This window comes from Mycolicibacterium aichiense (assembly GCF_010726245.1).
Lineage (GTDB): Bacteria > Actinomycetota > Actinomycetes > Mycobacteriales > Mycobacteriaceae > Mycobacterium > Mycobacterium aichiense.
In genome coordinates, this window is the sequence record NZ_AP022561.1 from 4,221,957 (window position 1) to 4,241,750 (window position 19,794).

Below are 19,794 nucleotides of genomic sequence, written 5' to 3' on the forward strand. Positions count from 1 at the left end.
CACGGCGTGCGAGAACTTAAGCTCTGCCGGTGACCATCACGCGCGTCCCCGCGCTGCTGATCCTGTCCTCGACCTTCCTGGCCGCGGGCGCCAACGGCATCTCCATGGTCGCGTTCCCCTGGCTGGTGCTCCAGCGCACCGGCAGTGCGGTGGATGCCTCTATCGTTGCGGGCGCGGCGACCCTGCCGCTGCTGTTCGCCACCCTCATCGCCGGTGCCGCCGTCGACTTCGTCGGTCGACGCCGGGTGGCGATGCTCTCCGACGCACTGTCGGCCATCGCGGTGGCCGCGATCCCGGTCTTGGCGATCGCGTTCGGCACCGAGGTGCTGACCACCCTCGTCCTGGCCGCACTGGCCGCCCTCGGCGCGTTCTTCGATCCGGCCGGCATGACCGCGCGGCAGTCGATGCTGCCCGAGGCGGCGGTCCGAGCAGGCTGGACCCTCGATCACACCAACAGCGTCTATGAGGCCGTGTTCAACCTGGCCTACATCACCGGTCCGGGTGTCGGCGGCCTGCTCATTGCCACGCTCGGCGGTGTCAACGCGATGTGGGTGACCGCCGCGCTGTTCGGGCTGGCGATCCTGGCGATGGCGGTGCTGCGCTTGGAGGGTACCGGCCGTCCGCAACGCGAAAAGCTACCGGAGAGCGTGGTTTCCGGAGTTCTGGAAGGGTTGAAGTTCGTCTGGCGGAACCGGGTTCTGCGCACCCTTGGCCTGGTCGACCTCGCCGTCACCGGGTTGTACCTGCCGATGGAAAGTGTGCTGTTCCCCAAGTACTTCACCGACCGCAACGAGCCGGCCCAGTTGGGCTGGGTGCTGATGGCGTTGTCGATCGGCGGGCTGGTCGGGGCACTGAGCTGGACCGTGCTGTCGAAAGTGGCCAGCAAGCGCGCGACGGTGCTGACGGCAGTGCTGACGTTCGGCATCGCGGTGGCGGTCATCGCGTTCCTGCCGCCGCTGCCGGTCATCTTGTCCTTGGCCGCGCTGGTCGGCCTGGTGTACGGGCCGATCGGGCCCATCTACAACTCGATCATGCAGACCCGCACCCCCGAGCAGCTGCGCGGACGGGTGGTCGGGGTGATGACGTCGATGACCTACGCCGCGGGCCCGATCGGGTTCACGCTGGCCGGCCCGCTGGTCGACGCGTTCGGTCTCACGGTGACATTCCTGGTACTGGCGGTGCCGATCTTGGCGATCGGCATCGTGTGTCCCTGGCTGCCCGCCCTCAAGGAGTTGGACGACGACGCGCCTAGGATGGCGCAATGGCCGTGAGTGCTCTGGCCGGCCTGGCCGCTCAGCTTCCCGACGGGGTCGTCGTCACCGACCCCGACATCTTGGCGTCCTACCGCCACGACCGCGCCGCCGACCCCGCCGCCGGGATGCCGTTGGCTGTGGTGCGGCCCACCCGCACCGAAGAGGTGCAGACGGTGCTGCGCTGGGCTTCGGCGAACCGTGTCGCGGTGGTGCCGCGCGGAGCGGGCACCGGACTTTCCGGTGGCGCGACCGCCGTCGACGGCGGGATCGTGCTGTCGACGGAGAAGATGCGCGACATCACCGTCGACCCGGTGACACGCACCGCGGTGGTGCAGCCGGGTCTGCTCAACGCCGAGGTGAAGAAGGCGGTCGCGGAGCACGGCCTGTGGTATCCGCCCGACCCGTCGTCGGACGAGATCTGCAGCATCGGCGGCAACATAGCCACCAACGCCGGCGGTCTGTGCTGTGTGAAGTACGGCGTGACAACCGATTACGTACTGGGCATGCAGGTGGTGCTGGCCGACGGCACCGCGGTTCGCCTCGGCGGCCCGCGCCTGAAAGATGTTGCCGGGCTGTCGCTGACCAAGTTGTTCGTCGGCAGTGAAGGCACCCTCGGGGTGGTGACCGAGGTGACGCTGCGGCTGCTGCCGCCCCAGCCGTCGGCGTGCACCGTGGTGGCGACGTTCGATTCGGTGGAGGCCGCGGCCGGTGCGGTGGTGACGATCACCGGACGCATCCGGCCCTCGATGCTGGAGTTCATGGACGCGGTGTCCATCAATGCCGTCGAGGACAAGCTGAGGATGGGACTGGATCGCTCGGCGGCTGCGATGATGGTGGCCGCCTCCGACGACCGGGGCCCGGCCGGCGCCGAGGACGCCGAGTACATGGCCCGGGTTTTCACCGAAGCCGGTGCCAAAGAATGTTTTTCGACATCCGATCCGGCCGAGGGTGAGGCGTTCGTCGCGGCCCGCAGGTTCGCCATTCCCGCGGTGGAGGCCAAGGGTTCGTTGCTGCTCGAGGATGTCGGAGTGCCGCTGCCTGCACTCGCCGAGCTGGTGGGCGGGGTGGCCAAGATCGCGGCCGACCGCGATCTGGTGATCTCGGTGATCGCCCACGCCGGCGATGGCAACACCCACCCGCTGATCGTCTTCGATCCTGCCGACGCCGCGATGACCGAGCGGGCCGAGAAGGCGTTCGGTGAGATCATGGACCTGGCGGTGTCGCTGGGTGGGACGATCACCGGTGAGCACGGGGTCGGACGGCTCAAGAAGCCGTGGCTCGCAGGTCAATTGGGTCCTGAAGCAATGGAACTCAATCGCCGGATCAAGGCCGCGCTGGACCCCGACGGGATTCTGAATCCCGGCGCGGTCATTTAGCTCCGTCAGCAGGTCCCGCCTGGCTAGGGTGGACGGCGATGACTCACTCCCCCACGCAGTTCGAGATCGCGGTTCCGCAAGCCGATCTCGACGACCTGCGCCGCCGCCTCGAATCCGCCCGATTTCCGGCCGAACTGCCCGGCAGTGGCTGGGATTACGGCACCGATCAGTCGTTCCTGAAGGCTTTCGTCAACCGGTGGCGTGACGAGTACGACTGGCGGGCAACCGAAGCCGAGATCAACGCCGTCGGGTCGTTCGTGACCCACGCTGCCGGTCAGCACGTCCACTTCCTGCACCGCAGGTCCGCCAACAGCGAGGCCATCCCGTTGGTGCTCGTACACGGCTGGCCGGGTTCGATCATCGAATTCCTCGACGCCCTGCCGATGCTGCACGAGCGGTTCCACGTCGTGGTGATCTCGATGCCCGGATACGGGTTCTCCGGCCCGACCACCCAACGCGGCGTCGACACCTCGGTTGTTGCGGCAGCGGTCGCCGAGGTGATGACGCAACTGGGTTACCAGCGCTTCCTGGCTCAGGGCGGCGACTGGGGTGCTCTGGTCGTGCGATACCTCGGCGAGCACTACCCGGATCGCGCGGTCGCCATCCACACCAACATGCTCTTCGCGTCCGCCGAGGGTCCCGACGCGATGGACGGTGTCACCGAGGAAGAGATGGCCGCATTCATCGCCTCCGCCGAGCGGATGGCCGAAGGCACCGCGTACATGGAAATCCAAGGCACCCGGCCACATTCACTCGGCTACGGACTCGAGGATTCGCCGGTGGGCCTGGCCGGCTGGATCCTGGAGAAGTTCCATGCCTGGAGCGACGTCCGCGGCGGGATGCCGATCCGCACCGACCGGCTGATCGACAATCTCATGATGTACTGGCTGACCGGTACCGCGACCTCGGCTGCGCGACTGTACTACGAGGCGGCCCACGCCGGCACCGGTGCGCTGAGCCCGTGGTCGGGCCGGGTCGACGTCCCGACCGGTTACGCGGTCTACCCGCAAGAGCTGGTGCGAATCCCGAAAGTGTGGGCGCACAAGCACTATCACCTGGTGCACTACACGATCCAGGACCGCGGTGGCCACTTCGCGGCGTTCGAGCAGCCGCAGCTGTTCGCCGCGGACGTGCTCGCCTACGCCGACGTGCTCGACGAGTTGGGCGTGTTCAGCTAGCGTTCAGCGGGCCCCGCGGACCAGCCGGCCCGGACGCGCGCCGGTGTCGACGCCGTCGCGGCGCGTGACGGTGCCGCTGACGATCGTCGCGGCGTAGCCGGACGCGCCTTGCACCAACCGATTTCCGCCGGCCGGCAGGTCGTAAGCCATTTTCGGCGGATGCAACCGCAGCGCGTCCATGTCGATGACGTTGAGGTCGGCCTTCTTGCCGACACCGATGACGCCGCGGTCACTGAGGCCGAACAGCTGCGCCGTGTCGTGGGTCTGCTTGCGGATCAGATGCTCCAGCGGCAGCTTCGCACCACGATGCCGATCGCGGGCCCAGTGGGTCAGCAGGAACGTGGGATAGGAAGCGTCGCAGATCATTCCGCAGTGCGCACCACCGTCGGACAGCCCGACGACACCGGCCGGGTGGGTCAGCATCTCGTGGATGGCGTCGCAGTTGCCGTACGAGTAGTTGAAGAACGGCAGCATCAGCATGTTGGTGGCGTCGGCCTCCAGCATGAGGTCGTACAGCGTGGCCAGCGGGTCCTCGCCGCGGTCGGCGGCGATCTTCTCGACCGTGCGCTCGTCGGTGGGCTCGTAGTCCGGCGGGTCGCCAAGGTGGTAGATCCGACCCAAGGCGTACTGAACGAGGATGTTCATGTTGTCGAACAGCTTGTTGGGGTCGGGCGGCAGGTCGTCCTCACCGAGGATCGCAGCCTTGACCGCCGGGTCGGCGAGCCGGTGTGCGAGCTCCTCACGACCCAACTCCCCCTTCAGCTTTCGGAAGGTCGGGCGATGGGTGAAGGCGTGGTGGCCCGGGAAGCCGAACAGCATGCCGAACGGGCGCGCCGCGATCTGCGGGTAGAGCCGGGCGCCCGCGGCGTGCGCGGCTGCCGAGATGTCCATCTGCTCGCGCCACAGGTCGGGTGCGGCATCGACCTGGATCAGGCCGAAGGAGATGGGCCGGTCGATCTCGGCGCCGAGGCGCTGCATCCACTCCAATTCCTTCTTCGGCGCGATGATGTCCTCGCCGGCCACACCCTGCGGCGCAAGTTCGAAGACGGCCTGACCACCGGCCGCCATCGCCCGGCCCAGGCCGAACAACTCGTCCTCGGCGGCGAAGGTGCCCGGCACTGGCTCACCGTCCATGGCGCGGTGGCCGAGCGTGCGCGACGTCGAGAACCCGAGCGCCCCGGCTTCGATGGCTTCACGAACCAGACGGCCCATTGCCTCGATGTCGTCGGGAGTCGCTGGCTCGTTGCGGGCTCCCCGCTCGCCCATCGCGTAGGCCCGCACCGATCCGTGCGCGACCTGGCTGCCGACGTCGACGGCGTAGTTGCCCTTGCCGATCACGTCGAGGTACTGGGGGTAGCTCTCCCACCCCCAGGTCATGCCCTCGGTGAGCGCGCTGCCGGGAATGTCCTCGACGCCCTCCATCAGCTCGATCAGCCACTGCTCGGAGCCGGGTCGCACCGGCGCGAAACCGACGCCGCAGTTGCCGGTGACGATGGTGGTGACGCCGTGGTTACTGGACGGTTCGAGCAGGCTGTCCCAGCTGACCTGACCGTCATAGTGCGTGTGGATGTCGACGAACCCGGGTGCCACGACTTTGCCTGTGGCGTCGATGGTTTCGGCGGCCTCGCCTGCCAGCGGCGCGTCGGACGCGCTGCGGCGCCGCACCTCCACGATCTTCCCGTCCTTGACGGCCACGTCGGCGACGAAACGGTCGGCGCCCGTGCCGTCGACGACGGTCCCGCCGGTGATCTTGAGGTCGAACATGGCTGCTCCTCGACACACGATGTCCATGGGATTCCGTTCGCCAATGTAACACCGTTACAGGGCCGGGTGTAATACCGTTTGGAGAAGATTTCGCAAGGAGGCGCATGGTGACGCACACGGCGCACGATGTTCGACGCGAAGACGCGATCGGGCCGCCTCCGGCCGGCCCGACCCGCGTGCCCGCCGCGCGCTACTACTCCCCCGAGTTCGCCCGCCTCGAGAACGACCATCTGTGGCCGCGCATCTGGCAGCTCGCCTGCACGCTCGATCATGTCGCGGAGCCGGGTGATTACTTCGAATATCGGTGCGGGCCATATTCGGTCCTGATCGTCCGTGACGACACGCAGCTGCGAGCATTCCAGAACGTCTGTCGGCACCGCGGTAATTCGCTGTGCACGGGCGCCGGCTCGGAGCTGCGCGAGCTGCGGTGCGGCTACCACGGCTGGACGTGGGACCTCGCCGGGGCGCTGAAGCGCGTGCCCAACCGCAAGGGTTTCGGCGCGCTGCGCATGGAGGACTACCCTCTCGTCGCTGCTTCAGTCGATGTCTGGGCGGGGCTGGTGTTCGTCAACCTCGACGCCGCCGCGATGCCTCTCGGCGACTATCTGGAGGCGATGCCCGCCGACATCGCATGGAACCGGCTCGAGGATTTCCGCTGCTACGCCACGATGACGATCGAGGTCGACGCCAACTGGAAGACGATCGCCGACGGCTACAGCGAGACCTACCACATCCAGACGCTGCACCCCGAACTGCACCGGTGCATGGATGATGTCTTTGCACCGCAACAGATCTGGGGTCACACCGGAAAGTCGGAGCAATTCTACGGAGTGCCGAGCCCGCACCTGAAGGAACCCATCTCCGACAACGACGTCTGGGACGCGTACGTGGCCACTCAGGGCACGCTGATGGGCGTCGAGGAGGGCACGCCGTACCCAGGGGGAGATTCGGTACCTGATGTGATTGCCGCCCGCACAAGGGAGTTCGCGGCGAGTCGCGGGGTCGACCTCGGTTGGGCCAGCACCGAGCAAATCATGTTGCTACACCAGTACAACGTGTTTCCCAACCTGACGTTGCTGACCAACGCCGACCACCTGACGGTGATGACCTCACACCCTGGCCCCGATCCCGAACACGGTGAGCTCGTCATGTACTTATGGAGCCGGATGGCGCCGGGTGCACCACGTACCCGCCCAATCGACGTGCGCATGAGCGCCGACGAGGCTCATCCGGGTCTGGTTCTGACGCAGGATATTTCAGTATTGGCCGGTCTCCAACGTGGGCTGCGTCAACCGGGCTTCACCCATGTGACACTGTCCAATGAGGAGCGGCGCGTGATCAACCTGCACCGCAACCTCGAGCGCTACCTCGACCTCCCGGAAGCTGACCGCATGACCGGAGGTGAACCCGGTGGCCCGAAGTCCTGACCCGGTCACCGCGGAGTCCATCCTGGACGCGGCAGCCAGGATGATCGAGCACGACGGCGTCGACGCGTTCACGATGCGCGGACTCGCCGAGCAACTCGGTGTCGCGGTCACCTCGATCTACTGGCATGTCGGCGGTCGGGACAAGCTGCTCGACAGTCTCGTCGAACGCCTGGTCGGCGATATGGCGGCCTTGCCCGCCGACGCCGACGACCCCGCCGAGCGCATCGCCGCCCTTGCCCGCGCACAGCGCCGCGCACTCATCGACCGCCAGCACCTGCTCGGCATAGCCCACGAGCGCAACCGCACCCCGGCGTTGTTCCTGCCGGTGCAGCAGCGCCTGGCGACCGAACTCGCCCGCCTGGGTGTCACCGGAACCGGCGCAGCGCTGGTGTTGCGGGCCATCGAGGTTCACGTCATATCGTCGGCCATCATGCAGTTCTCGGCGGTGCGCGGTCCCAAGCACGACGAGGAAGACCCCACGCTGTGGGCCGACGACTGGCCGGACCGTGACCTGGTCCGCGCGCTGCAATCACCGACCGACTACGACGCCGTTTTCGAATACGGCCTCGCTGCCCTACTGGCGACGCTGCCCAAAGGTCCCAGCGACTCGTAGCTTCGTGTGATGTTTCGGGGGCAAACAGCCTTCCACCTGGCCATTTCACGAATGCTTCACACCCGCCGAACAACGGTGCCCCACAGTCGGTAGGTCCCGGGCAACGCGGTGTGCTGCGAACACCGTCTCCCCGCCCCGAACTCAACTTGAGACGAAAGTCGGCGAAGACACCGATGTTTGACCACTACATCGCCCCGGTTGCACGGATCGGGGTACTGACCGCACTCCTCGGCGCGGAGATTGCACTCGCCCCGAACCACTACCAAGTGGGGCTACACCAGGCACACCTACGCATCGTGGTGCACGACGACGCTGCTCCCGCGACACCTCTGTCGCCAGCGTTTCCACCGTCACCAGAAAGCCCGCGCGCGGGACAGCGATCGTCACTTCTCGTGGTGTCGCGATCGGGACCCGGCCGGGGATCGACGTCAGCCCCGGCAGTGTCCGCACTCGGGCGCGGCCGCACCGTCACAACGTTATTCGCCGCCCTCCCCCGCCCGACGACGTTGCCGACAGCGCCGCGGCGCTTCCATCGCAATCATGCTGCGGCGCAACCTCGCCCGGCAGCGGTCATCGATCACGCTGCCGCCGCCAATCCGGTCCGCGACTTCATCGCCATCTTCATCAGCAACGGGGACGAACCGGGCGAGAACGCCGGTCTGTTGATCGGCAACGGCGCCGACGGCGGCCCTGGCCAGAACGGTGGTCGGGGCGGTCTGCTGTTCGGCAACGGCGGCAACGGCGGCTCGGCGACCGTTCTCGGCAGCGGCGGCGACGGCGGCCGCGGCGGGCTCCTCGGCGGGAATGGCGGCAACGGCGGAAACGCAAAAGGAGCAGGCGGCGGCGGCGACGGCGGCAGTGCCGGTGTGTTCGGCAACGGCGGAAACGGCGGAGCCGGAGCGGACGCCGGCACCAACTTTCTGGGCGCCGGCGGCGCCGGCGGTAAGGGGGGCGCCGCCGGAGTGTTGGCGGGCAACGGCGGTAACGGCGGCCAGGGCGGCAGCGGCACCAACGGCGTCGAGTCGGCCGGCGGCGGCAAGGGCGGCGACGGCGGCCGGTCAGGGTTGTTTTCCGGCAGGGGCGGCAACGGCGGAAACGGTGGCAAAGCGGTCAGCACGAACAGCGCCGGATTCGGGGGTGCGGGTGGACGAGGTGGCGACTCCTACCTCGGTGCCGCAGGCAACGGCGGTACCGGCGGCTCAGCATTGGGCAAGACGAGCGCCACGGGCGGGTCTGGCGGTCAGGGTGGCAACACTGTCGTGCGAGGCAATGGCGGCAACGGCGGTTCCGGCGGCAACGCCAACGGTGGAACGCTGACCGAAGCCGGCAACGGCGGCACCGGCGGTAATGGCGGGTTCCAGGCGGGCGCGGGCGGCAATGGCGGCTTCGGCGGCAATGCGCAGAGCACCGACGGTCAGGGCTTCGGTGGCCAGGGCGGGACAGGCGGAAACGGGGGGCTGCTCTCCTCGGGCGGGACCGGCGGCCAAGGCGGCCAAGGCCGGTCGACCAACGGTCCCGGGATCGGCGGTGGTGGTGGCAACGGCGGCAACGCCGGGCCCGGCGGGCTGGCCGGCTTGGGTGGGCCGGGCGGCCTCGGCAAGACGGCCAACGGCGCCAGCGGCACTGCAGGCAAGGGCCGAAAGCCGACGTAGTGGTGGAGGTGAGCTGACGATCGGCTGATTGCCGTGTGGTCGCCAATGGTGAAACCTGTAGGGCGTGGGGCTGTTGTTTCGGATGCTCGGCGAGGTCGACGCGCATGTCGATGAGCGCCGGGTGGACATCGGTCACATCCGACAACGCTGCGTGCTGCTCTGTCTGCTGGTCGACCTGAACCGCCCGGTGCCTCCAGATGTCCTCATCGACCGGGTATGGGCTGACACTCCGCCTGCGAAGGCGCGTAATGCTCTGGCCGCGTATGTCTCTCGGCTACGCCGTTCGTTTACCGGAGTCGGCGAGGCACGCATCACCCGCGGACCCGGCGGTTATATGCTGCAAGCCGATGAGCAGTCAGTAGATCTGCATCGCTTTCGGCACCAGGTTCGCGACGCCCGAAAGACTCAGATCCCCGTAGACGCGGTGACGCTGTTCAACAACGCGCTCGACATGTGGACAGGCGAGCCACTGTCTGCAATCGACACACCCTGGGCCAATCAGCTGCGCAGTTCGCTTGCTGCTGAACGGTTTTCCGTGTTTCTTGATCGCAATGACGCCGCCTTGCGCGCGGGTCGGCACGCGGAAATTTTCGGTGAGCTGTTGGAGACAGCGCAGACCCATCCGCTCGATGAGCGGGTCGCCGGTCAACTGATGCTTGCGCAGTATCGCAGCGGCCGGCAGGACCATGCCCTCGAGACCTACCGGCTCATGCGCGAACGCCTGGGTAACGAGCTCGGCGTCGACCCTAGTCCCGCACTGGAGGCGGTGTACGTTCAGATCCTGCACCGTGACGCTGGATCGCCGGTAGGGCCGTGGCCCTCGACCCTTGGTCGGCATATACCAAGGCGGCCAACGCGGCTCATCGGCCGCGCCGGTGATGTGCGCACAACGCTCACCGCGCTCGACGAGAGCGCACTGGTCACTCTCACCGGCGTCGGGGGCGTCGGCAAGACCAGGCTGGCACTGGCGGTCGCGCAGGAGGCGGCAGACCGATTCGCCGACGGTGTGGTCATCGTCGAACTGGTCCCGTTGGACGATGGGGCAGCCGTGAGTCGCGCGATGTGCGCTGCCCTTCGATTTCAGCCCGGCGCGGATCTGCGCCCTGACGACGCACTCATCGAGTTCCTGCAGCGGCAGCGCATGCTGCTGGTGGTGGACAATTGTGAACACGTCCTGCCCCAGGCTGCTCTGCTCATGGACCGGATCACCACACACTGTCCTGACGTGAAAGTTCTTGCCACGAGCCGGGAATCATTGGGGGCTGGAGGCGAGCAGGTGGTACCGGTCAGGCCGCTCACCGAAGACGCGGCCACCACGTTGTTCGTGGAACGAGCCAGAGCCAGCCGGCCGGACTTCGATCCCGAGCGCGAGCGAACGGGGGCGGTCGCCGATATCTGCCGTCGGCTCGACGGGTTGCCGCTGGCTATCGAGCTCGCGGCGGCTCGGATGCGCGCGATGTCGACTGCCGATGTCGTGCGCCGCCTCGATCGACTGCGACTGCTCAGCGGCCGGGTGAACGGCGCTCATCCACGTCACCAGAACCTGACCGCAACGATCGACTGGTCGTATCAGCTGCTGTCGGATCAGGAGCAGACGCTGTTCGCGACCCTGTCGGTGTTCGCGGGCGGATTCGATCTCGACGCGGTACACGCGGTGTGCGCCGAACCTCGGATGAGCGAAGACGATTCCGTCGAACTGCTGATGGGACTGGTCGACAAGTCCATGGTGGAGGTGGAGACCGGCCCCGGCGCCACCCGCTATCGACTGCTCGAGACACTGCGCGCCTATGGGCGCGAACGTCTTGCGGACACGGGGCGCCTTGCCGAGACGACCACGCGCCATGCGCACTATTTCACCGACCTCATCGCTGCGGCCGCTGCCGGAGTCAGAGGTGCGCAGGAGGCGGAGTGGATCGCACGGTTCGTCACCGAACCGGCCAGATACACCACACCGGACTACGACAACCTGCGCTCAGCGTTCGAGACGATGGTCACCGTCGGTGACGTCGACCGCGCGCTGCGACTGGTCATCTCACTGCCCGAGGTCATGTTCATGCGCATCGGAGTGCATTGCGGTGAGTGGGCCGAGAAAATAGTGCAGATCGCCGACGAGGATCATCCGTTGTATTCCGCCGCGGTCGGAACCGCAGCGCGCGCAGCATGGTTCGCCGGGCGCTATCACCGTGCACGACAACTGGTCGCGCTGGTCCCGCAGCGGTCGGCGAGTGCCGACGTCTCCTATTGCGCTGATCCCACCGACATCCTCGCCGATATCGCACTCTACGAAGGCGACCCGGCTGCGGCTCTGGAGCATTACCAGCGCGAGCTGATCGCCGCCCGCGTGGCGACCGATCCGCACCGATTGGTCTGGGTCCTGTACAACATCACCGTGTGCCATGCGGCGCTGCGCGATCCCGGCGCGGGTCTGGCCGCCGGCAACGAGGCGATGCAAGTCGCCGATAGGGTTGCCAATCCCACGGTCCGGGCGATGGCGCTGTGCGCGCTCGGACGGGCGCTGGCCCCTACCCAGCCCGAGCGGGCGATGACGTTGTTCGAGCAAGCCCGTGAGCTCGCCGCCGGTGTAGTCAACAACTGGCTGATCGGTGTCGCTTGCGCCGAAGATGCCGCGATCCGCGCTGTGCACGGCGACCCGGTCGCCGCCGCAGGGATTTTCGCCGACCTCGTCGACCATTGGGAGTTCGGCAGCGCAGGTATCGGCTCCTACCAGTGGGATACGCTGGCGGATGTGACGCGCCTTCTCGCACGTCTAGGCGCTCACGGGGAAGCTGCGGCTCTGCACCGGGCACTCGTCGAGGCCGGCCGTGAACCCCCGCTCGCACGGCCAGCCGCAACCGAACGGGACGCGACCCCGGCTTCGAACGGACACGACGCCGTAGCACTGGCCAAAATCGCATTGCGCCGATACGTCTGAGAGACAAACCGTTTCCTGCCGCTCGACGCATCGCACAGACAGGTGCTAGCGTCCACAGCTGTCGATGCGCGACAGCGCTTCCCCGGACGAGATGTGCGCCGTACCCGGCTCGTTAAGACGACGCACCTTGGAGGGTTGATGCCTGTCAGCGATCTGCGCCACGTACCTGCAGCGCGACCACTGGATGTGCGATGGATCCACGGTTCGATCTCCGCAAAGCACAACGCGGATCCCGACATACAGATCCATTGGTACGACGACGACACAGTCATCTTGCGCCAGAACATGGCCATCGACTACGAAGCGCCGTTCATGTTCCTGCTCTTCGGACGCGACCGTGCTGTGCTTCTCGACACGGGCGCGACCGCATCGCCGGAGTTCTTTCCGTTGCGGGCGGTGGTGGACGAACTGATCGAACGGTGGACCAGCCGTCGCGGCCGCGCAGGGCGGCAAGAGTACGAGCTGCTGATACTTCACACTCACTCGCACGATGACCACGTCGCCGGCGACCACCAGTTCGCCGGCCGCCCCGCCACGGTGCTTGTGCCGGCCGACAAGAGCACGGCGTGGAACTATTTCGGTTTCGCCGCTGAACCTGATGCGGTCAAGACGGTGGATCTCGGGGATCGCGCCCTCGATGTTCTCGCCACGCCCGGCCATCAGGACTCAGCGGTCACGTTCTACGACCGCATGACCGGCATCTTGTTCACCGGCGACACAATCTACCGCGGCCGTCTCTATATCGTTGACTGGCAAGCGTTTACCCTCAGCGTCGACCGCTTGGTCGCGTTCTGTGACTCCCACCCGATAACCCACGTGATCGGGTGTCACATCGAGATGACGAGAACCGCGGGAGTGGACTATCCCGTCTTGACCTCCTTTCAGCCCGACGAACCGCCGCTGGAAATGACCGTCGAGCATCTGCGCACGGTCCAGACCGCTTTGCGCGACGCCGGCCCTGAGCCCGTTCGGTACGTCTGCGATGAATTCATTCTGTGGCCCGAGGATGAGTAGTTCTCGGCGACTGCCGCGTGCAGCGACGGCAGCACCCATCCGCTGATCCGCTTCGCCCCCGCCGACGCGTCGACGGCGCAGCACATCGAGAAGCGTTCGATGCGATCACGGATCTGGCCGAGTCGCTCGGGGAAGACCAACGCACCCAAGCCATTCTGAAGTCTTGATTTCAACCTCCGCGCGGATCTGTGGGTTAGCATGCCCTCAGCAAACTGACAAAAACTCCACAGGGGGGATGTAATGAAGAAGGCAATCGCGGTGGCTGCGTTGGCGTTCGGGGGGTTGATGGGGGCAGCAGGTACGGCCAACGCCACTGATTACCTGGAGACCGACGCCAACGGAGTCCCGTGGCATTGGGCCACCGAGGGCGAATGCCAGGCGGACGCGCCACTCGTCTGGAACGATCCGGGCTTCGACCGTGCCTACCCGTACTGGTACTGCGGTCCGGGCGACGGCGGGTGGTACCTGTTCAGCACCGACAATCGGTAGGCAGATCAGCCGTCAGTGCCCGGGGTCCTCTGCGAGTCACCCCGGCCACTGGCGCGGCGGTCGCGAAACCCACGACGGAGTCGCCGTCAACGCAACGCTCGCGCCACCGGACACTCGGTGGGCGGGGAAGTCGGCGGAGCAGCTACGCCAAGAATCGGAATAGCGTTGATTGACACAGCAATTGATGCTCCGTCGCTGCGCTGTCATGGTGACGCCGACGTCCGGCATCCGGTTAAGACTGAGCCCGTCCACTCCCTCTGCTAGATGCCGGGCGCCAGGCCGAAACAAGGTGCTGCCGCGCTATCACACCCTCTCGGCTGACGCATTCAAGTTAACCGAGCTTATTAGCCCTCTCGCACCACGGAGTGGTTGCCCGCTATATCCGCTACCCGCACAAGCAAGCGAGGGCAAGAACCACGTTCCTCTCGAATCGAGTGAGAACGGGCGGAACATTCCTAGTGTCGAGCATGGAAAAGCCACTACCGATCAGCATCTTTCGGTGATAAGTTGCACTCGGGTCAACCAGGCTCAGCGTCGACAGGCGCTGCGGATTTCACCTTTCTGGGGGTTGCGCTAATGCGCTCAGCGAAGTCTCTTGCACATGTCGGCACGTTTGCTTTTGCAGTCGGGGTTGGTCTCGCGGTTGCCGGCGCGACCGCGGCTACGGCCACGGCGTCCCCATCGGAGAACACGTCGTCGTCGGGGCCGAGCGCCAGCAGTCAGGCATCGTCATCCAAGCCGGCAGCCAAGAGAGAGCGCCCGCGTTCCTCCCAACCGGGAGCGACTCGCTCCTCAGAGTCCGCGACGGGTTCGTCCGCACCGGCTGAAAGCGTTGCGGCGCCTGACTCTACGGCCGCAAACGCGTCCAATCGTGCATCACTCACGCGCGCCAGTGTGACTTTGCGACCCAGCGGCGTCGGACAAGCCAAACGCAGAGTGGTCCTGAACGTCGTCGCGGCGCCCACCACCACGCCGGCCACAACACCGACCTTGCCGGCACCAAGTCCGCAGACCGTCGTCGACTCGGTCGGTTCAGCCGTCCGCGATCTCGAGCAAGGGCGGATGTACGGCGACCCGACGACGAACGCCAAATACTGGGTTTCCCAGCACTCTATGAATTGCACCTTGATGGCAACAGCCATGGTGATCGGTCAGCTCACCGGCAAGACACCCAGCGAGGCTCAGATCGTGTACGAGGCCTCTACCACTCCAAGCGTGAACCGCGGGCCCGGCAAGTCGATGTACCTCGGCTTGAATAGCGACACAGGAATCAACGATGGGGACGCTCGAGCGCTCTTGGCGAATCATGGTATTACGACGACGTATACCCGATACACGGATCCGAACCAGGCGCTAGAGGATCTCAAGTCCACCCTCGACGATCCAAAAAAGGCAGTGATCGTGGGTATCGATTCCGCGGTCGTCTGGGCCGAGGTCTACAAAAAGGATCCGCCGCCCAACGTCAAGACAGCAGACCACTCAGTGGTTGTGATCGGCGTCGATACGAACAACAACATCGTTCATCTGAATGACAGCGGCCTCGGCGACGATCTAGACCCCATAACGAATCAGCCGGTTGGCCGCGACGTACAGATCCCCCTGGACGTGTTCATTCGCGCGTGGTCGGCCGACTCCTACCTGATCTTCGCAGGCGAACAGACCGGAAACCCGATACCGCGAACCGCCTGGGTAGCCAACATGCCGCGCAAGGATGCGCTGGACTCGGTTGTGAACACCCCCTTCGCCATGGGCGACCTCAACAACAACGACCCCGCGAAGGCCCAGCACCTGGTGCACTTCCGCTGACAGCACGCTCGCTTGCGGATAAGCGGCGACTTGGCGAAGACCTCGGCGTGAACGCGCGATCACGTCGAGGTCTTCGTGCTCTACCCAACGCAAAGTGGGCTCTAAGAGTAATTCGGTTGTGAGAGTAGCGGTTTGGCGGCTGGCCACGGTGCTGCGGTGTGCCGCGATTACAGCAGTGGACGACGTTCGGCGCTCAAGGCACGATGTCTTGACTTTCCTGCAGCGGCAGCACTTCCTTCGCGGCTAGACACCACGCCGGGGATGGATCTGACTCAACGCGTGCCTCGGCGATGAAGCGAGTCCTCCATGACGACCGGTAGTGTCCCACCTCGAGCTGCTGCAGTTTTCGACCGGAGGTGCTGTTCCCTCTTGCTACGCGGCTTACACCGGTCATGGGCAAGACGGGTTCATGTTGCGTTATGCCGTCGGCACTGGACCGGTCACCCGGCCCAGTGCCGACTGGCGAAAGCTGGGCTGTTTACCTAGCAGATCCGGCGGATTACCTAGCAGATCCGGCGGATCGATTGGCCGACGAATCGGCATCGCGCCGGGTTGCCTGGCCATCTTTGCCAGCCTTGCCTGGAGTGCCGGCGATAGCACCGCCACGGCCACCCGCTCCACCGGTTCCGGCGATGGGGGTATTACCCTCCCCGCCCGAATTAAGTGGCGGCACACTGGCATTGCCACCATCGCCGCCGCTACCTCCAATGCCTGCGATCACGCCGCCATGGCCGCCAGCCCCGCCGTTACCGCCCTGGGCTGTGCCAAATGTCGATTGCTGGTCGATGCCTTCGGCGTACGCTTCTCCCCCGCCGCCGCCGCCGCCGCCGGTACCCGCCAAGGCCGAGTTGCCGCCGCGGCCCCCGGCACCGCCGGTTCCATTTGCAGTCACCGGGTCGGCAAGTCCGCCACCACCACCGGTACCTCCATTGCCGACCACCGTGCTGCCGCCTGCGCCGCCAGCGCCTCCGACTGCAGCGGCATCTGTCTGGCCCCAGCCTGTGCCGCCTCGGCCGCCATCACCGCCGTCGCCCATGACCGTCGCACCGCCAGACCCGGCCGCCCCGCCTCGGGCGGTCTTGCCACGGGCGTACGCTGCAGCGTCGCCACCCCAGCCGCCTCCACCACCGCCGCCGTTGACGGACTTGCCACCGGCGCCGCCCGCGCCCCCATTTGCGTCGCCGGTCCCGGACTCAGCGTTGCCACCGTCGCCTCCGAGGCCACCGCTGCCGACATTGGCAGCGCCACCCCGACCGCCCGTTCCGGCAACGGCATTGCCATTCTGCGAGAACGAGTCACCTCCCCAGCCGGCGTTACCACCATCGCCGCCGAACCAGCCTGCGGCACCACCGTTTCCACCGGAGGCTCCGGTCGCGTTGTTGGCGGCCACTACAGCGGAGTCGAGATAGTTCTGGTCCTTACCGCCGTCGCCACCCCTGCCACCATTGCCAAAGAACAGACCGCCTCGGCCGCCGTTACCGCCATCGGTTGCGGCGCTGATGAGTTGGGTATCGGAATAAACCGCGTTGAGGCCGGCGCCGCCTTTGCCGCCATCACCGAACAGCATTCCCGCGTCTCCCCCGCGGCCACCGTTGGCGCCGTCACCGCCGCTTCCCCAGAGCAGTCCTCCGTTGCCGCCGTTGCAGGCCGCTCCCACGCAATCGTCTGCCGCATCGATACCGTCGCCGATGAGCCAGCCCCCCTCGCCAACAATGGGACGGATGCTTATCGAGGCCATCACCGCGTTGGCAATGGCAGGTGTCGTAGTCGATGTCGGAGAAACGCCGCAGCTCGGCTCGCTCACAACGCAATTCACCGGCGCAAGAGGCATCATCGAGTCCACGGAAGCCAGGCGAACATTCGCTGTCGCCGGCGCCGACTCAGCGGCAGCCGCCGACAGAACGACGCCCAGCCCGGCGACCGCGGCTGCACCCGTGACGCCAGCGGCAAGGTACGAATAGGCCGAAACTCGGGTCAGGGTGGCGAAGGATGAGCGGACTGACGACGGCATGAAACTCCCCCCGGATGCGGGTTCCAATCGCACACCGACGGGAGCCCGAAATTCCCATTGCTGAAACCCAACGACCTGTTGGGCGAGTCGAATGTATGGCTTTGCTAGTTAGCCTGTCAAGGAACTTCATTGACTCGCGCGACTGTTCGATTGTTGCTCGGCCGGAGTTCGACTGCGGCACGACTCGTCGTCACAGCGGTGACTCGACCACAGCCCGCCGACTGCAGGGCTGTGTTGCTGACATGGATGCGCCGCGCTCGAGAGAGGGTTTGCAGAGAGGCCGTCCCCGCGTTCTGGTAACGGAGTGGTTCCGCAGTTTCAGCAATGCCCCGTCGGCAGCCCTGAGGGTGTGCCCACGTCATGTGGAATCAGGCACGACTCTTGACACAAACCTAGGCTTGTCGTAACCATAAGACATGACCGCTGTTGTGTCTCACGACGCCGAAGCCCGCTTCGAGCTGGCCACCGCCGAGACCTGGGGTGATCGCTGGCCGATGTACCGGGCACTGCGTGACCACGATCCGGTGCACCACGTCGTGCCGGAAAACCCCGACCACGATTACTGGGTGCTGTCCCGGCACGCCGACATCTTCGCCGCCGCCCGGGACCACGAGACGTTCTCCTCGGCCCAGGGCCTGACCGTCAACTATAACGAGCTGGAACTGATTGGGCTGCAGGACAACCCGCCGATGGTGATGCAGGATCCGCCCGTGCATACCGAGTTCCGCAGGCTGGTGTCACGCGGCTTCACCCCGCGGCAGGTCGAGGCCGTCGAACCCAAGGTCCGCGAGTTCGTCGTCGAGCGCATCGAACGGTTGCGCGCCGACGGCGGCGGGGACATCGTCACCGAGTTGTTCAAGCCGCTGCCGTCAATGGTCGTCGCGCACTATCTCGGCGTCCCCGAGCAGGATCGCGACCAGTTCGACGGCTGGACCGAGGCGATCGTCGCGGCGAACGCCGGCGGACTGAGCGCTCTGGGATCGGTCAGCGACGCCATCGGTTCGATGATGGGCTATTTTTCCGAGCTGATCGAACGGCGCAGGCGCGAGCCCGAAGACGACACGGTGTCGCACCTGGTGGCCGCCGGTGTCGGCGCCGACGGCGACATCGCCGGGACGCTGTCGGTGCTCGCCTTCACCTTCACCATGGTCACCGGCGGTAACGACACCACCACCGGCATGCTCGGCGGTTCGATGCCGCTGCTGCATCAGCGTCCCGACCAGCGCCGCATGCTCGTCGAGCAACCGGAGCTGATCCCCGACACCGTCGACGAACTGCTCCGGCTGACCTCTCCGGTGCAGGGACTTGCCCGGACCACCACCCGCGATGTCGAACTGCACGGCAAGACCATTCCGGCGGGACGCAAGGTGCTGCTGCTGTACGGGTCGGCCAATCGCGACGAACGCCAATACGGCCCGGACGCCGGCGAACTCGACGTCACCCGGCGTCCGCGCAACATCCTCACGTTCAGCCACGGCGCACATCACTGCCTCGGCGCGGCGGCCGCCCGCATGCAGGCGCGGGTGACACTCACCGAATTGCTCTCGCGCTGCCCGGATTTCGAGATCGACGAGGCGGGTATCGTGTGGGCCGGGGGCGGTTATGTGCGCCGGCCGCTGTCGGTGCCGTTCCGGGTGCGCGGCTGATGGCGGGCGACTGGCTGAGTTCGCGCCGGGCAGAGGTGGCCACCGACCGCATCCTCGACGCCGCCGGCGAGCTGTTCGCAGGCAACGACGTCCGAAGCGTCGGGATGAATGACATCGCCCGTGCCGCAGGGTGTTCGCGAGCCACGCTGTACCGCTACTTCGAGAACCGGGAGGTGCTGTACACCGCGTACGTGCACCGCGAGGCCTACCGGCTCTACGAGCAGTTGACCGAGTTGATCGACGGCATCCCCGACCCGCGGGAGCGGCTACTGACCGGGCTCACCACGTCGATGACGCTGGTGCGGGAAAGCCCGGCGCTGTCTTCGTGGTTCGCTACCGCCGACTCGCCCATCGGTGCGGAGATCGCCGAGCAGTCCGAGGTCATTCAGGCGCTGACATCCGGCTTCCTGTTGTCGCTGCGGCCCGACGATCCCGAGGTCGTCCACCGACGCGCCCGCTGGCTGGTTCGGGTGCTGACGTCGCTGCTGATCTTTCCCGGCCGCGACGCCGAGGACGAGCGGGCGATTCTCGAGGAGTTCGTCGTTCCGATGGTGTGCCCCAGCGACTCCAACCCATCGTTGAAAGCGCACTGAGAGCGAGAATCTCGCAAATACTTCGCTCTGGATGCGATCT

At 66.3% G+C, this 19,794-nt stretch carries 14 protein-coding genes and 1 riboswitch; of the genes, 12 read left to right on the forward strand and 2 right to left on the reverse strand.

Features of this window, described 5'->3' with window-relative positions; all coding sequences use genetic code 11:
• Window positions 1-29 precede the first annotated feature (29 nt).
• Genes tap through G6N32_RS20170 form a run of 3 tightly spaced genes read left to right on the forward strand, consistent with a single transcriptional unit; the run spans window position 30 to window position 3,807 of the window.
• Window positions 30-1,271, forward strand: a complete 1,242-nt coding sequence (gene tap / locus G6N32_RS20160) for a multidrug efflux MFS transporter Tap (protein ID WP_115321550.1) — start codon at window positions 30-32, stop codon at window positions 1,269-1,271.
• A complete protein-coding gene (locus G6N32_RS20165; RefSeq protein ID WP_115321551.1) occupies window positions 1,262-2,629 on the forward strand; it encodes an FAD-binding oxidoreductase in 1,368 nt (455 codons plus the stop codon). The genes tap and G6N32_RS20165 overlap by 10 nt, the downstream gene beginning before the upstream one ends.
• A gap of 38 nt (window positions 2,630-2,667) precedes the next feature.
• The gene (locus G6N32_RS20170; protein WP_115321552.1) at window positions 2,668-3,807 is read left to right on the forward strand and encodes an epoxide hydrolase family protein; all 1,140 of its coding nucleotides are present in this window, start codon (window positions 2,668-2,670) and stop codon (window positions 3,805-3,807) included.
• Between the two features lie 3 nt (window positions 3,808-3,810).
• Here G6N32_RS20170 and G6N32_RS20175 read toward each other — a convergent pair whose 3' ends face one another.
• Entirely contained in the window at window positions 3,811-5,571 is a 1,761-nt protein-coding gene (locus G6N32_RS20175) for an N-acyl-D-amino-acid deacylase family protein (RefSeq protein ID WP_115321553.1), read from the reverse strand.
• A 104-nt stretch (window positions 5,572-5,675) separates the two neighbouring features.
• On the opposite strand from G6N32_RS20175, the gene G6N32_RS20180 reads away from it, so the two are divergent.
• The 7 genes from G6N32_RS20180 (at window position 5,676) to G6N32_RS20210 (ending at window position 15,504) form a co-directional block, all read left to right on the forward strand.
• Complete coding sequence (locus tag G6N32_RS20180; RefSeq protein WP_115321554.1) at window positions 5,676-6,998, forward strand: aromatic ring-hydroxylating oxygenase subunit alpha; 1,323 nt, start codon at window positions 5,676-5,678, stop codon at window positions 6,996-6,998.
• Complete coding sequence (locus tag G6N32_RS20185; protein WP_232077198.1) at window positions 6,982-7,611, forward strand: TetR/AcrR family transcriptional regulator; 630 nt, start codon at window positions 6,982-6,984, stop codon at window positions 7,609-7,611. Before G6N32_RS20180 ends, G6N32_RS20185 begins: the two co-directional genes overlap by 17 nt.
• A 440-nt stretch (window positions 7,612-8,051) precedes the next feature.
• A complete protein-coding gene (locus G6N32_RS29160; RefSeq protein ID WP_163789350.1) occupies window positions 8,052-9,263 on the forward strand; it encodes a hypothetical protein in 1,212 nt (403 codons plus the stop codon).
• 64 nt (window positions 9,264-9,327) lie between these two features.
• A complete protein-coding gene (locus G6N32_RS20195) occupies window positions 9,328-12,195 on the forward strand; it encodes an AfsR/SARP family transcriptional regulator (protein ID WP_115321556.1) in 2,868 nt (955 codons plus the stop codon).
• A 61-nt stretch (window positions 12,196-12,256) separates the two neighbouring features.
• Window positions 12,257-12,322, forward strand: a riboswitch (guanidine-III (ykkC-III) riboswitch).
• Window positions 12,323-12,480: 158 nt separating this feature from the next.
• On the forward strand, window positions 12,481-13,209 hold the full coding sequence (locus G6N32_RS20200; protein ID WP_237674114.1) for an MBL fold metallo-hydrolase: 729 nt from the start codon (window positions 12,481-12,483) through the stop codon (window positions 13,207-13,209).
• 240 nt (window positions 13,210-13,449) lie between these two features.
• Window positions 13,450-13,698 carry a hypothetical protein gene (locus G6N32_RS20205; RefSeq protein WP_115321558.1) on the forward strand — a complete coding sequence of 83 codons (249 nt, stop codon included), beginning with the start codon at window positions 13,450-13,452 and terminating at the stop codon, window positions 13,696-13,698.
• A gap of 936 nt (window positions 13,699-14,634) precedes the next feature.
• A complete protein-coding gene (locus G6N32_RS20210) occupies window positions 14,635-15,504 on the forward strand; it encodes a C39 family peptidase (protein WP_163789352.1) in 870 nt (289 codons plus the stop codon).
• Window positions 15,505-16,003: 499 nt separating this feature from the next.
• Here G6N32_RS20210 and G6N32_RS29165 read toward each other — a convergent pair whose 3' ends face one another.
• Window positions 16,004-17,242, reverse strand: a complete 1,239-nt coding sequence (locus G6N32_RS29165; RefSeq protein ID WP_178059288.1) for a hypothetical protein — start codon at window positions 17,240-17,242, stop codon at window positions 16,004-16,006.
• Between the two features lie 689 nt (window positions 17,243-17,931).
• Here G6N32_RS29165 and G6N32_RS20220 point away from each other — a divergent pair.
• Together G6N32_RS20220 and G6N32_RS20225 are read left to right on the forward strand one after the other, a co-directional pair.
• Window positions 17,932-19,161, forward strand: a complete 1,230-nt coding sequence (locus G6N32_RS20220; RefSeq protein ID WP_115321561.1) for a cytochrome P450 — start codon at window positions 17,932-17,934, stop codon at window positions 19,159-19,161.
• Window positions 19,161-19,754 carry a TetR/AcrR family transcriptional regulator gene (locus G6N32_RS20225; RefSeq protein ID WP_115322036.1) on the forward strand — a complete coding sequence of 198 codons (594 nt, stop codon included), beginning with the start codon at window positions 19,161-19,163 and terminating at the stop codon, window positions 19,752-19,754. The genes G6N32_RS20220 and G6N32_RS20225 overlap by 1 nt, the downstream gene beginning before the upstream one ends.
• Window positions 19,755-19,794 lie beyond the last annotated feature (40 nt).